Annotated in this window: 11 protein-coding genes; 4 read left to right on the top strand and 7 right to left on the bottom strand. The window is 51.0% G+C overall.

The features are described from left to right. Positions 1-148 precede the first annotated feature (148 nt). Positions 149-829 (top strand): DNA-3-methyladenine glycosylase I, encoded by a 681-nt coding sequence (locus P1U47_RS07310; RefSeq protein WP_301028022.1) that lies wholly within the window; start codon positions 149-151, stop codon positions 827-829. A gap of 72 nt (positions 830-901) precedes the next feature. Here P1U47_RS07310 and P1U47_RS07305 read toward each other — a convergent pair whose 3' ends face one another. The 6 genes from P1U47_RS07305 to P1U47_RS07280 all read right to left on the bottom strand — a co-directional run bounded on the left by P1U47_RS07305 (position 902) and on the right by P1U47_RS07280 (position 9,561). Continuing rightward, on the bottom strand, positions 902-2,752 hold the full coding sequence (locus tag P1U47_RS07305) for a DmsC/YnfH family molybdoenzyme membrane anchor subunit (protein WP_301028021.1): 1,851 nt from the start codon (positions 2,750-2,752) through the stop codon (positions 902-904). Positions 2,753-2,854: 102 nt separating this feature from the next. Further along, positions 2,855-5,038 carry a molybdopterin oxidoreductase family protein gene (locus P1U47_RS07300; RefSeq protein WP_301028020.1) on the bottom strand — a complete coding sequence of 728 codons (2,184 nt, stop codon included), beginning with the start codon at positions 5,036-5,038 and terminating at the stop codon, positions 2,855-2,857. Positions 5,039-5,333: 295 nt separating this feature from the next. Further along, positions 5,334-6,440 (bottom strand): OmpA family protein, encoded by a 1,107-nt coding sequence (locus P1U47_RS07295; protein WP_301028019.1) that lies wholly within the window; start codon positions 6,438-6,440, stop codon positions 5,334-5,336. Positions 6,441-6,689: 249 nt separating this feature from the next. Next, complete coding sequence (hda, locus tag P1U47_RS07290) at positions 6,690-7,385, bottom strand: DnaA regulatory inactivator Hda (protein WP_301028018.1); 696 nt, start codon at positions 7,383-7,385, stop codon at positions 6,690-6,692. Then, on the bottom strand, positions 7,385-8,476 hold the full coding sequence (locus P1U47_RS07285) for an AI-2E family transporter (protein WP_301028017.1): 1,092 nt from the start codon (positions 8,474-8,476) through the stop codon (positions 7,385-7,387). Before P1U47_RS07285 ends, hda begins: the two co-directional genes overlap by 1 nt. Further along, the gene (locus tag P1U47_RS07280) at positions 8,473-9,561 is read right to left on the bottom strand and encodes a DUF2066 domain-containing protein (protein ID WP_301028016.1); all 1,089 of its coding nucleotides are present in this window, start codon (positions 9,559-9,561) and stop codon (positions 8,473-8,475) included. The genes P1U47_RS07285 and P1U47_RS07280 overlap by 4 nt, the downstream gene beginning before the upstream one ends. Positions 9,562-9,712: 151 nt before the next feature. Here P1U47_RS07280 and purM point away from each other — a divergent pair, with 151 nt between their 5' ends. From purM to P1U47_RS07265, 3 genes are read left to right on the top strand one after another with little or no spacing between them, the layout of a single operon-like run. Then, on the top strand, positions 9,713-10,762 hold the full coding sequence (purM, locus tag P1U47_RS07275) for a phosphoribosylformylglycinamidine cyclo-ligase (protein WP_301028015.1): 1,050 nt from the start codon (positions 9,713-9,715) through the stop codon (positions 10,760-10,762). Between the two features lie 3 nt (positions 10,763-10,765). Further along, the gene (gene purN / locus P1U47_RS07270; RefSeq protein WP_301028014.1) at positions 10,766-11,416 is read left to right on the top strand and encodes a phosphoribosylglycinamide formyltransferase; all 651 of its coding nucleotides are present in this window, start codon (positions 10,766-10,768) and stop codon (positions 11,414-11,416) included. After that, positions 11,370-12,122 carry a DUF3108 domain-containing protein gene (locus P1U47_RS07265; protein ID WP_301028013.1) on the top strand — a complete coding sequence of 251 codons (753 nt, stop codon included), beginning with the start codon at positions 11,370-11,372 and terminating at the stop codon, positions 12,120-12,122. The genes purN and P1U47_RS07265 overlap by 47 nt, the downstream gene beginning before the upstream one ends. Before the next feature lie 81 nt (positions 12,123-12,203). Here P1U47_RS07265 and dcd read toward each other — a convergent pair whose 3' ends face one another. Further along, the gene (dcd, locus tag P1U47_RS07260) at positions 12,204-12,770 is read right to left on the bottom strand and encodes a dCTP deaminase (RefSeq protein ID WP_301028012.1); all 567 of its coding nucleotides are present in this window, start codon (positions 12,768-12,770) and stop codon (positions 12,204-12,206) included. Positions 12,771-12,820: the final 50 nt, after the last annotated feature.

Below are 12,820 nucleotides of genomic sequence, written 5' to 3'. Positions count from 1 at the left end.
TTATGAAAGCAGCACGCTCAAGAAGTTAACGTAACGCGGAGAAATGTTATTGCCGCTACGCCGCTACGATGTTTATTATGGATCTATCCCAAACGGCTGCGAGCGCATTACCTCCGCGCGCTGGCGGTAGCGCGTAGCAAGGTCTTATATGAAGTCTCTTTATAAAACATTTTTAGAACGAGCAATTGTTCAACACGGTAGTATCGCGGCGATTGAAGATCTGCTGCCCAGCAGCCTGAATACTGAAGAATTAAACGCTGTTCCCGATCATCGCTACTTAGCCGAGATGGCCGCCTGTGTGTTTCGCGCGGGTTTTGTATGGCGGGTTATTTCCAATAAATGGCCTGGCTTTGAGGAGGTGTTCAATGGCTTTCTGCCGATTTGGGTTGCTTCGCGCTCTCCCGAACAAATTGAAACTATGGCCAGCGACCGGCGCATTGTACGCAATTTAACCAAAGTTAAATCTGTGCAAGACAACGCCCTGTTTATTCTCGACATTCAACGAGAACACGGCAGCTTTGGCCAGTTTTTAGCAAGCTGGCCCAGCGAGGACCTTGTCGGTTTGTGGGCCTACCTTAAAAAACATGGCAGTCGCCTAGGCGGCAATAGTGGCCAGTATTTTTTGCGCTTCAGCGGCAAAGACACCTTTATTTTAAGCCAAGATGTGTGCACCGCGCTGATTAGCGTCGGGCTAATAGATAAAAGCCAGCTTACTGCGCAGCGCGATCTTAAAATCGCACAACATGCCTTTAATGAAATGCAGCAGGAAAGCGGCCGCTCTATGGCGGAATTAAGCATGATTTTGGCCCTGTCGATAGGGCCTCACTAACAACCTGAGGACAAAAAACGAGTAAGGGCAGCTACGCTGCCCTTATGCTTGCTAAGCTTAAGCTAACACTCCTCAGTGAGCGTGCGCTACCACACCAACTTGGGGCATATTGGCCAAGCCGATGTCTCGTGCATGCTCTTCAAAATCTTTGTTCTTCCAAAAGAACGCGCCGGGCATGGTTGTGGGTATTACCAATACATAGAAGAGGCAGCGTCCAATTATCGCCGTTGCTAATATAGAACCGCACAATACCGCGCCACCAATTAAGTTCAGCACCCCAAGCTCGGAGCCACTGAGCAGCACCGCCGCCAGAATCAGATTACCCAGTAATAGTAGGTTACGCAGGGCATAGCTTTTGCCAAACAAGGTGCATTGAATATAGTGCGACACACTACCTTCATTATTTCCCTTATCCATCGCCACCCCATGACGCCACAATCCAAAGGCTTCTAAAGCAATACCAATCACCATGACGGCAAGGCACAATTTCAGCATTGCGAGGCCGTCGGCGCCAATCAACATCAAGGTTGGCACACCAACGGCGCCCAGCACGACACTGCCCAAGCTAAGCGATGTGCCTAAGAATGCGCTACCGGTCTGCCAGTGATTCCAAAACGGCCGCGCGGGGATACGGTAGCAGCGATACATATAGTAAAGCCCCACCGCGCCGGCGATTAGCGCCAAATAACCGCTAGTGATTGCCACACCGCTGAACGTTCCCCAAGTACCAAACAGAGAAATAAACACGGTATTTTCAGGTAGCATCGCTAATAAATGTATTCCAGCAAATACCATATACAGCAGCATACCCAAGCCTTCACGACACACAGGAGAATGACGTAAATTATTAAAGCCCCGATAAAAGCGCCAAGGTTTACCAAGGTGAGTCGCCGACATCAGCATACCCAGCCCAGCTAGACCCACTGTTGCCGCCATAAAGGGGATGTACATCACTGAGTCACGCAGGGCGATAATGCTGTCGATACCCAGCTGCGCGCCAAGGAAACTCAACAAAAAGGCGCCTAGCGAGGTTTGGCTAACCAAGGTAAATATCACCAGCGGATTTTCGCGAGAGCTAAGTTTGCCGAGACTCCACTTCTTCTCAACGCCTTTCTTCTGATCTACCACTGGCCGATACTGGCCATCGTCGCCCTTATGGTATTTCACCGACATACCATCGGTGCGAGTCACTTCGTCAGGCATATTTTGAATTTGCTGGAAGCGAATATTAGGGTGGGTGATCTCGGGATCGGGAAAGCCAGGAATACTCGTTTTACCCTGTTCGCGGTTTTCCGGCAGATCATCGACCACACCAAAATTAAGTGCATTACCCAAGCACGCCGACACACAGGCGGGTTTTAAATTAACCTCGAGGCGATCTACACACATATTGCACTTAGACACCTGACCTTTGATTGGGTCGAGTTGCGGCGCGTTATAAGGGCAGACCCAAGTGCAGTAACCGCAGCCAAAGCAGGTTTCTGGATCTTGCAGCACCGCGCCGTATTCCACATGCTTGGTGTAAGCGCGGGTTGGACAACCTTTTAAACACACCGGATCGTCGCAGTGATTGCAGGCCATGGAAATATTCATGCGTTTGAAGTCGGGGTAGGTGCCGCCTTCAACATAGCCTACAGAGCGGAAACTGATATGCGCAGGATTGTCGTTTTTCTCACTACAGGCCGCTTCGCAGGCGTGGCAGCCTATGCAATTATCGGCAGTAAAATGAAATGCATGCTGTTTATTACGATTGGGGTTATTACCCACGCCAGGCTCTTCATTAATAAACATTTCGCGGCCAGCGGGCAAGGCCCCACCAGTACGCGCAATAAGATCGATGGGCGCCTCGTAATAATTTACCTCAGGAGCCGTTGGCTCCTTGAGAAAGGCGTAACTGGGTTCATCGTCTCTAACTTTCCACATATATAAGACCCTTTGCCGAGCGTATTGGCGCTAAAGCCACAAACACTCTAAAAACCATATGACAAACTACAAGATGTTCTGCGCGGGCAGCGCCCGCACCATTCAGTAGGCGCGACGCTCAACGTTTAGTCGCCCAGCTTCTTTTTGATCAATCTGCTCTATGCGCACCGCACACTGCTTAAAGGCAGGTTGCCGTGAATAGGGATCGAGTAAACCCAGTGACAAGCGGTTAACACAATCGTGGTAATGCATGGGAATAAACACCATATTGTGAGGCACTCGCTGCGTGAGCTGAACCATCACCACTGCATCGCCACGCTTAGATACTAGCCGCACATAACTCTGGTGCTTAACCCCCTGCTCACGGGCAGAATCTGGATTCATCTCCATATAAGGTGTGGGGCTAAACTTATTCAAATTACCAATTTTGCCGGTCTTAGTACGCGTATGAAAATGCTCAACCACTCGGCCGCTATTCAGCCAGAAGGGGTAGCTATCGCTGGGCACTTCGTTGTCTTCGATATAATCCATCGCCAACAAATTCGCCTTGCCATTCGGGCTGGGGAATATACCGTCGCTATATAAGCGCGGATCGCCGGTTTCTGCACCTTCGCGCATTGGCCATTGAATACCACGCTGAGCCTCAATTAAGTCGTGGCTCATGCCGGATATATCGAGATTACGGCCGTCACCCTTAGACAGCTGTTTCATCTCGTCAAAAATTTCAGAGGTGGTCTCGGGAAATACCATCGTCCGCCCCTGCTCAAAACGCTTTGCCAGCTCACTAAATATCCAGTGATCTGGCTTGGACTGTCCCGGCGGCTCAACAAATTTGCGCACCAAATTAACCCGACGTTCGGTATTGGTCTGCACCCCTTCTTTTTCACCCCAAAGCGCGCCTGGCAAATACACATGGGCAAAATTTACCGTCTCACAGTCTTTGTAGCCGTCTTGCACCACCATAAACTCGAGTTTTTCCAGCGCCTTCTTAATTCGCGGTTGGTTCGGCATCGACGTTAGTGGATTAGTGGCCACTATCCACAAAGCCTTAATCTCGCCGGACTCAATAGCGGGGAAAATATCGGTTTGCTGCAGGCCGCGCTTAGCTGGGAAGAAACTTTCGTCCACACCCCAAAATTTAGCGACCTCATCACGGTGTTCTTGTTTTTCAAGGGCGCGATAACCCGGTAAGCCCGAGCAAGACGACCACTCCCGCGTGCCCATTGCATTACACTGACCAGTGATCGACAGACTGGTGCCGCCAGGAATACCAATATTGCCGGTGATTAAATTGAGATTATTAATACCACAAACACCGTCGGTGCCGTGGGTGCTCTGGTTAATGCCCATGGTCCAGATACTCATCGCCGATGGCGCTTTGGCATAAATTCTGGCCACATTTTTAATCATGTCGGCGTCTATGCCGCAAATCCGTGAGGCACTGACCGGATCGTATTTGGCTACCGTCGCTTTCAGCTCCTCAAAGCCATTGCAGTGGGCTTCGATATAAGCCTGATCTTGAAGCCCTTCCGCTAAGATCACGTGCGCTAGGGCATTCAATAACACTAGGTCTGTGCCAGGGGTAATCGGCAGATGAATGTCCGCAAACTGAGCAAACATGGTGACGCGTGGATCTACCACGATCAGTGGGAATTTACGTTTTTCCAGCGCTTCTTTTAAGCGCCAATAAATAATGGGGTGCTGCTCTGGCAGATTAGAGCCAAAAGCCATCAAACAGTGGGTGCTTTCAAAATCGTCGTAACAACCTGGCGGACCATCTGCGCCAAAAGAGCGTTTATAACCCGATACCGCAGAGGCCATGCACAGAGTGGTATTACCATCATAATTATTGGTGCCAATGACCCCACGCACCAACTTACCTAAAGTATAAAATTCTTCTGTAAGCAGCTGCCCAGTCGAGACAACCGCGACACTATCACGCCCATATTTCGCTTGAATACGCTTAAACTCTGCAGCGGTTTTATCCAGTGCAGTATCCCAACTCGCGGGCTGAAACTGATCATATATCTTATTGCGCATCAACGGCTCAGTACCGCGACCCGGAGTAACGCTTAGCTCGTGTTCAAAGATACCTTTAATGCAAAGCTTGCCTTGATTGACCGGCGCATTGCCCTTGCCACGGCTAGCCACGGGTTTACCCTCGGCGTTCAAGCCCACCTCGATAGAGCAGCCAGTGGAGCAGTAGCCACATACTGCGTACTTCCAGTCGACAACCTTTTTATCAACTATGGTTATTGGCTTACGGTGTTTTCGGCCAAAGATCATCTATATCTCCCCAATACTATGGCGCACCACTAAGGAGCATCCATATAATTACAAGCCACCAATAAGCGCACCATAATGGTGAATTCAGCTCGATTTATGGCTATCTATACAGGTGATCTACAAGATCCATGCCAGCTATACACTTGCAGTCAAAATCACGAAAACAAACCTCTTTTCAAGACGATAACTCCGCCTTAAGGTCTTTCTAAACACCTTCGCGCCACCACTAAAGCAGTTTTTTCAGACATAAAAAAAGGGACCCGAAGGCCCCTTTTTTTATTTAGCTTGCTGAAGTTTATTCAGCAACCTCTGCCGCCATTACCGCAATAACACGGCGGTTAGCACGACGGCCATCCGCTGCTTTATTATCGGCAATTGGGCGCTCTTCACCGTAACCCACTGCACTCAGACGATTCTCCGCAATATTGTAATCGCGAATCAAGGCGTTGCGCACTGCGTCTGCACGACGCTGAGACAATTGCTTGTTATACGCTGCAGCGCCAACGCTATCGGCGTGACCTTCTACAACCGCTTTAATACCGCTGAACTTAGTCATGAAGTCAGCAACCTTTTTCAGCTCTGAAGCATAGGCTACTGGAATCGCATCTGAGTCGTTAGCGAAATTAATTTCCAGCTTGAGGCTTTCGGTGTGCTTAAGAACGAACTTGCAACCGAATTTATCAACCTGACGACCAGCTGGGGTGTTTGGACACTTGTCACGGTAGTTTGGCACGCCGTCACCGTCTTTATCCAAAGCACAACCTTTTGCATCCACAGCAACACCAGCAGGCGTACCTGGGCACTGGTCAACGCCATCTTCTACGCCATCAGCATCGGAATCATTCGATACAGGCATAGGAGTAGGTGCTGGCGTGGGTGAGCCACCAAAGTTATAACTCAAACCAATTGATACATTACTATCTTGAGTTTCATGGTCGGTACCATAAACCATGCGCGCATCACCACGCACAGACCACTGCTGATCGATGGCGTAACGAACACCGCCACCAGCATTCAGTTGAGTCTGGCTGTCGTAGCGACCATTTTCAAAATCTGATTCAATAACACCCACACCACCAGCGAGATAAGGAGTTAACTTACTGTCAGTGCTGAAATAGCGCAGCATATCAACACTGCTGCCAAGGATTTTTTGATCCAACGCTTTAATATCGCGATCGCTTGCCGCAACGGCGTACAAACCACGCAATTCAACGCCCCAGTCTTTGCTGAGTACATATTCAGCGCCAAACAGCGCCACTTCTGTGCTGGTCAAGTCACGAGAACCGTCAAAAAAGTACTGGCCGATGGCTGGGTTCAAATACCAAGTACCTTCCTCCGCAGCAGAGACCAGAGTAGGCAACATGCAACTAGCCACTGCCGCACTCAATAGAAATTTACGCATAACTCTCCCCTTCATTTTTTAGAAACTTCCTTTGCTATGCCGTGAAAGCACGCCATGAGTCCAGAATAACATGGGCATTGACGCTTGCACGCCTGATTTTGTGTAATTTTACCACGCAAGCCCTCATTTTAAGCACCCAGCCATTCTAGTTGAATGAAGTTCTCCGAACACCTGTTAACAAGCACGTCCCTATGCTTATGCTAAAAATAGTCGCAAATATACGTATTACCAGTTTTACGACAAAAATACTTACCACCCCATCGCCTTTTTTATAAAGGGAATAGTGAGCTTGCGTTGCTCAGCCAAACTGAGCAGGTCCAGAGTATTCAATATTCCAAATAAACTCGCAAGGTCGCGCTGGCAACGCATGTAAATATATTCAGCCACCGCGTCAGAAATTGTAATTCCTCGCAGCCCCGCCCGAAACTGAAATGCAGCCAGCTTGGCCGCCTCGTCGGAGCTGTGCAAAAAATAAGCACTAAAGCTCTGCAGGCGCGAACGCAAATCAGGTAATTCCACCTCCTGCTGACTTAGCGGCTTGGCCGATGCAACCAGCATCCGCGATTCCGTTGTTAACATCTGGTTATAGCAATTAAACAACGCCCGCTCCCAATTGGCGCGCCCCACCACGGCGTCTAAGTCATCTAAACACAATAAATCAAGGTACTCAGAGCCTTCCAACAAAGCCTCGGGTTCATAATCCACCACCTCGGCCAATGGAATATAGCGGGCATACAAACCTGCGCCTTCGGCCAAATGACAGCACGCCTGCAGCAAATGACTGCGCCCAACGCCCCCCCCCAAATAAACCCACTTTTCACCTTGGGCAGCGGCCTGCAAGCGCAGTTGATTCACCACTAGGCGATGCTCTTCAGCCACGTAGAAATTATCAAAAGTTGCTTCATTGTCTAGCTTAAACGCCAATGGCAGTTGCTGACTTGCCATTAATCCCCAAGCTCCTGCTCGTCAGTCAGCACCGTGACCGCGCCATAGAAACCACTTTGTTTATAAGAGGCGTGTAAATGATTAATCATCACTTTAATAACCGCGGCAACAGGCAGTGCCAGCAAAATTCCAACAAAACCAAATAACTGGCCGCCAGCCAATATTGCAAATATCACCACCACCGGATGCAGGCCTATTTTTTCGCCGACCAACATCGGCGTTAACAACATCGATTCCAATAGCTGGCCCACTCCAAATACCGCCGCCACCCCCGCAAGAGGCCAAAGGCTATCAAACTGAAAAAATGCGGCCGTACCGGCGGCGCCAATACCAACAATAACCCCAAGATACGGAACGATACTCGCCAAACCAGCAGCCAAACCCAGCACCAAGGCTAAATCTAAACCCACAATCCACAGCCCCACGGTATACAGGGCTGCCAAAGCCAACATCACCAATAGTTGGCCGCGAGCAAAAGCGCCAAGAATTTCATCACACTCGCTGGCAATAAGCACCGTGCGCGCCTCTATTGACCTTGGCAGTAAATTGCGAATTGCCGCCATTAGCACATCCCAGTCGCGCAACAAATAAAAGCTAACCACCGGCACTAAAGTGATGTTCGCCAACCACGCAAGGAGGGCAAGACTTGAGCCGCTAACCTTACCCCAGAGGTAAAAGAGAATTCCCCCTGCACTGTCCCAATGCTTGCTTATCGCGTCACGCGCAGCGTCCATTGGCTGAGATTGCCCAGGCAAATCCAAATATTGGCGCAGCGCGGGCAAGGCTGTGGCCTGCAACCAACGCAGGCCATCGTACAGCCGCTCCATTAACAACTGCAGCTGCTCTATCAACAGCGGCACCGTAATTGCCAACACCACCAATCCGCCAACACTCAGGGTAGCAAACACCGTCACCACCGCCCAAGTTCGGCCCATGCCCTTAGCTTCGAGCCGATCGGCAAGCGGGTCACCCATGTACGCAAGCACCGCCGCCAGCAAAAATGGCATCAGAATTGGCCCCAATAAATGAAGGACCAAAGCGAGAACACCAAGGCCGGCAAAGACCCAAACCGGTTTAGGCAAACTACTCACAAGTGCCTACCTGACCAACGATAATACGCTGCCACCGCTTGCGGAGATTTTGATTGCATCATCCCCGGCGACTCTTCCAGCAAACGGCCATCTAAGCTAAGGAAGCGCTTTACCTTTTCCATATCGTCATTAAGCACCAGCTCAAGAATCAACTCATTGCTGGACAGCCACACGGTATTGGCATGCTGAACAACAGCCAAGCCCTCTAAATAGGTGACCATGTCAGCGTAGGCTGCGAAGTCTTTTACACCGCTAATATAAATTAAACTATTTGCGCTACTACTCGCTCCGCCAGCCACTACCGAATACTTTGATGCTTGCAGATCGGCTAACGCGTCCACCGGCGCGGCCAGCAAATCTCGGCCATCCATGCCTTCGCTGTCGAGCTGAATCATCTCATCACCCTGCAAAACCGCCCAACTGGCCACCCACTGCCCAGTCGAAAACTGCGAAGCGCGGCCCATCAGCACAAATGGCGCAGAATACCGCTGCGATGCCGCACGCACATCGTCCACCGACATTTGCCAAAGTTCATCGGCGCTCAAATTGGTCGAATCCGCCAAATCAAACAGAGGCAATTGCAATACTATGCCTCGACGCTGGGCGACTTCCTTCAAATCTCTGAGCAATTCCGCCTGAGTGTCGGTACCCACAAATTGGCGACCATCCACGGTGTCAGCAAGCAACCACACCAATACTGCCGGACGATTGGCAGACCATACCGGCAAACCCGCCGATTGCAGCTCGGAATTGACCTGTCGCGGCGAGAAGCTAAGGCTGAGCTGCAGCACATCGCCGCCCGCATCACTTTTACTCCGCTGGTAGCGGTATTGGGTAATAAAAGGCTCCGGCTGTGCCAGTGCAGCAGCCAAAGACGGGCTACTACCGACATCTCGACGCCCAGAGACCCGCACAAAAACCCGTTCTAGCGCCTCGGCTGCGGCTGCTTTCAAGACTTCGCGCGACTGAGACTCCACCGCCAGCTGCTCGTCGTATAAGTTAACAACCGTACCGGCCATTACTTGACCGCTTCCGGCCATCACCCATATGCAGAAAATGACCGACACCCGAATTATTTGCTTCACTTTATTTATGCCCTTTTCCCTGTCGCGAGGCGCCATTGTAGCAAGCAACCGTGACATCGTCGTGAGTAGTGGCAAAAAGTCGCGTTTTTGCTGCTGAATTAAACTCGCAATCAAGCTAGAATGGCGCCCTCTTAGAGGACAGCCAACGACTATGACTGACACCAGTAAGCCCAGCTTAAGCTATAAAGATGCCGGCGTTGATATCGATGCCGGTGATGCGCTAGTAGAACGCATTAAAGATGTTGCCAAACGCACCCGTCGCCCCGAGGTCATGAGTGGCCTTGGCGGCTTCGGCGCCCTGTGCCAAATTCCAACCGACTATAAAGAACCGGTATTGGTTTCCGGCACCGACGGCGTCGGCACCAAACTCAAACTCGCCATGGAAGTGGGTATTCACGACACCATCGGTATCGATTTGGTCGCCATGTGCGTCAATGACCTACTGGTAACGGGTGCCGAGCCTTTATTCTTCCTCGACTACTACGCCACTGGCGCGCTAAATGTAGACATAGCCGCCAGTGTTGTTGGCGGCATTGGCGCGGGCTGCGAGCAAGCAGGCTGTGCATTGGTTGGCGGCGAAACCGCTGAAATGCCAGGCATGTACGAAGGCGACGACTACGATTTAGCAGGCTTCTGTGTTGGCGTAGTAGAAAAAGCCAATATTATCGATGGCAGTTCCGTTAAGATCGGCGACAAACTTGTCGGCATTAACTCCTCCGGCCCCCACTCCAACGGTTACTCGTTGGTACGCAAAATTATTGAGCACAGCGGCGCCACCTTAGACCAAGCCTTTGGCGACAGCACTTTAGGGGAAACCCTGCTAGCGCCCACGCGGATCTACATCAAGCCCGTACTGCGGGTTATCAAGCAGTATCGGGTCAATGCCCTCGCCCACATTACTGGCGGCGGCCTGTTAGACAACATCCCCCGCGTTCTGCCCCGCAACACTAAAGCGGTTATCGACAGCAGCACTTGGCAGCGCCCAGCGATTTTCGACTGGCTGCAAGAGCAAGGCAATGTTGAAGCGCGGGAAATGTACCGCACCTTCAACTGCGGTATCGGTATGGTGATGGCGGTTGCCGCCGATGACGCCGAAGCTGTTATCGACATGCTCACCCAGCAGGGTGAAGTGGCACAGGTGATCGGCAGCATCGAAGCAGCAGGGGAAGACGAGCCGCAAGTCAATATTGCAGGCATGTAATTCATGCCCTGCAAACTTGTCATACTGCTATCGGGTAGCGGCTCTAATCTACAGGCATTTATCGATGCCAGTAGTGACGGCCGACTGCCCAACGTGGAAATCTGTGCGGTCATCAGTAATAAGGCGCAAGCCTTTGGTCTTGAGCGCGCCAAGCAAGCGGGTATCGCTACCGCCTGCATCGACCACACCCAATTCGCCAGTCGCGAAGCCTTCGATGCCGAGCTGCAAGCCTGCATCGACAGCTATCACGCCGACTTGGTAGTGCTCGCAGGCTTTATGCGCATACTCACCCCTGGCTTTGTTCGTCACTACATTGGACGGCTAATTAATATCCACCCCTCACTACTGCCCAAATATCCAGGCCTACACACTCACCAGCGCGCACTAGACGCCGGCGACAGTGAAGCCGGCGCCACCGTGCACTTTGTTACCGAAGAGTTAGATGGTGGCCCGGCTATAATTCAGGCAAAAATACCGGTATTTGCCGGCGACGATGCTGCAGCACTTGCCGCTCGGGTACTGTCCAAAGAGCATACAATATATCCCCTTGCCGCAAGTTGGTTTGCCGAGGGACGATTGGTTTTGCAGAACTCAAAGGCGGTATTCGATGAGCAAATCTTACCCGAAAATGGCATTCTTTTTCAGCAGGATTAGCGCAGCAATCTTCACCCTAAGCTGCTTAATAAATGTGGCTAGCGCAGGCGAAACAGCGCAAGCGAAGCCGCAAATCCTGCCCTACACCGCAGAATATCGCATTAGCAGCAATAGCCTAACCACCACCGCTACTCGCAGCTTGAGCAAGCAAGGCGACAACTGGCAGCTATCCCAACACGCTAAACTCATGTTCATTAAAGTGAGTGAAGAGAGCGTGATTGAAGACGGCGCCATGGGCCTGCGTCCGCTGCGCTACGAATACAGCAATAACTTTAGCAGCAGACAAGATCAAAAAATTAAATTCGATTGGCAAAACGCCTTGGCTAGCGATAAAAAATACCGCAAGCCGTGGTCAGCACCCTTAACAGCAGGCACCTTTGATCAGCTCAGCGCCCAATTGCAAATGCGCCAAGCCCTGATTTGTGGTCGTTTCGACACCACCATGGTGCAAACCGTGGTCAACCGTGGCAAACACAAAACCTACCAAATTGAAAAAATCGGCGAAGAAATCATCGACAGCCCCGTCGGCAAGCTCAATACCGTCAAGCTGCGCCGTAGCCGTGAAGGCAGCGACAGTGAAACCATCGTGTGGTTGGCAAAAGACTGGAATTATTTGATCGTTCGGCTTGAACAAACCGATGAAGACGACACCTACTCACTGGAATTACTCAACGCCACCCTTAACGGTAAAAAAGTTAAGGGCTAGCGGCTTAGCCCGTATCGCCCTTGCGCAGCAAGGGCCTGCTTTAGCGTATACCGTCTCCCATCAAGCGTTGCGCGCCCGCCCTCACGTCTTAGGTAAGGTCACGCCCGTTTGGCCCTGATACTTCCCGCCGCGATCCTTATAACTCACCTCACAGACTTCATCTGATTCAAAAAACAGCATCTGCGCCACGCCTTCATTGGCGTAAATTTTGGCGGGTAGCGTTGTGGTATTAGAAAATTCCAAGGTCACATGACCTTCCCACTCAGGCTCCAGCGGGGTGACATTCACAATAATACCGCAGCGCGCGTAGGTCGACTTACCCAAACACATGGTTAGCACACTGCGGGGAATCCGAAAATATTCCACGGTGCGCGCCAGCGCGAAAGAGTTGGGGGGAATAATGCAGTAGTCGCCTTTAATATCGACAAAGCTCTTTTCATCAAAGGCCTTGGGATCAACGGTTGCCGAATAAATATTAGTAAAAACCTTAAACTCATTGGCGCAACGCACATCGTAGCCATAGCTTGAGGTGCCGTAAGAAATAATCTTAGCCCCGCCCTGTGCCCGCACCTGGCTCGGCTCAAAGGGTTCAATCATGCCCTCGTTTTCAGCCATGCGGCGAATCCATTTATCCGACTTGATACTCATTGTGTCCCCTTACCTTCTAAACCGCCGCTATCGTTTAAGCCGCTACTTTA

The organism is Zhongshania sp., from assembly GCF_029212375.1.
GTDB lineage: Bacteria > Pseudomonadota > Gammaproteobacteria > Pseudomonadales > Spongiibacteraceae > Spongiibacter.
Note: the sequence above shows the minus strand (reverse complement) of the source record. Positions and strands in the feature narration are given on the sequence as shown.

Excerpts from the sequence above, each read along its gene's own strand:
- purN (WP_301028014.1), top strand. The coding sequence starts at position 10,766 with ATGCCCTGCAAACTTGTCATACTGCTATCGGGTAGCGGCTCTAATCTA.
- P1U47_RS07265 (WP_301028013.1), top strand. The coding sequence starts at position 11,370 with ATGAGCAAATCTTACCCGAAAATGGCATTCTTTTTCAGCAGGATTAGC.
- hda (WP_301028018.1), bottom strand. The coding sequence starts at position 7,385 with ATGGCAAGTCAGCAACTGCCATTGGCGTTTAAGCTAGACAATGAAGCA.
- P1U47_RS07310 (WP_301028022.1), top strand. The coding sequence starts at position 149 with ATGAAGTCTCTTTATAAAACATTTTTAGAACGAGCAATTGTTCAACAC.
- P1U47_RS07295 (WP_301028019.1), bottom strand. The coding sequence starts at position 6,440 with ATGCGTAAATTTCTATTGAGTGCGGCAGTGGCTAGTTGCATGTTGCCT.
- purM (WP_301028015.1), top strand. The coding sequence starts at position 9,713 with ATGACTGACACCAGTAAGCCCAGCTTAAGCTATAAAGATGCCGGCGTT.
- dcd (WP_301028012.1), bottom strand. The coding sequence starts at position 12,770 with ATGAGTATCAAGTCGGATAAATGGATTCGCCGCATGGCTGAAAACGAG.
- P1U47_RS07300 (WP_301028020.1), bottom strand. The coding sequence starts at position 5,038 with ATGATCTTTGGCCGAAAACACCGTAAGCCAATAACCATAGTTGATAAA.
- P1U47_RS07305 (WP_301028021.1), bottom strand. The coding sequence starts at position 2,752 with ATGTGGAAAGTTAGAGACGATGAACCCAGTTACGCCTTTCTCAAGGAG.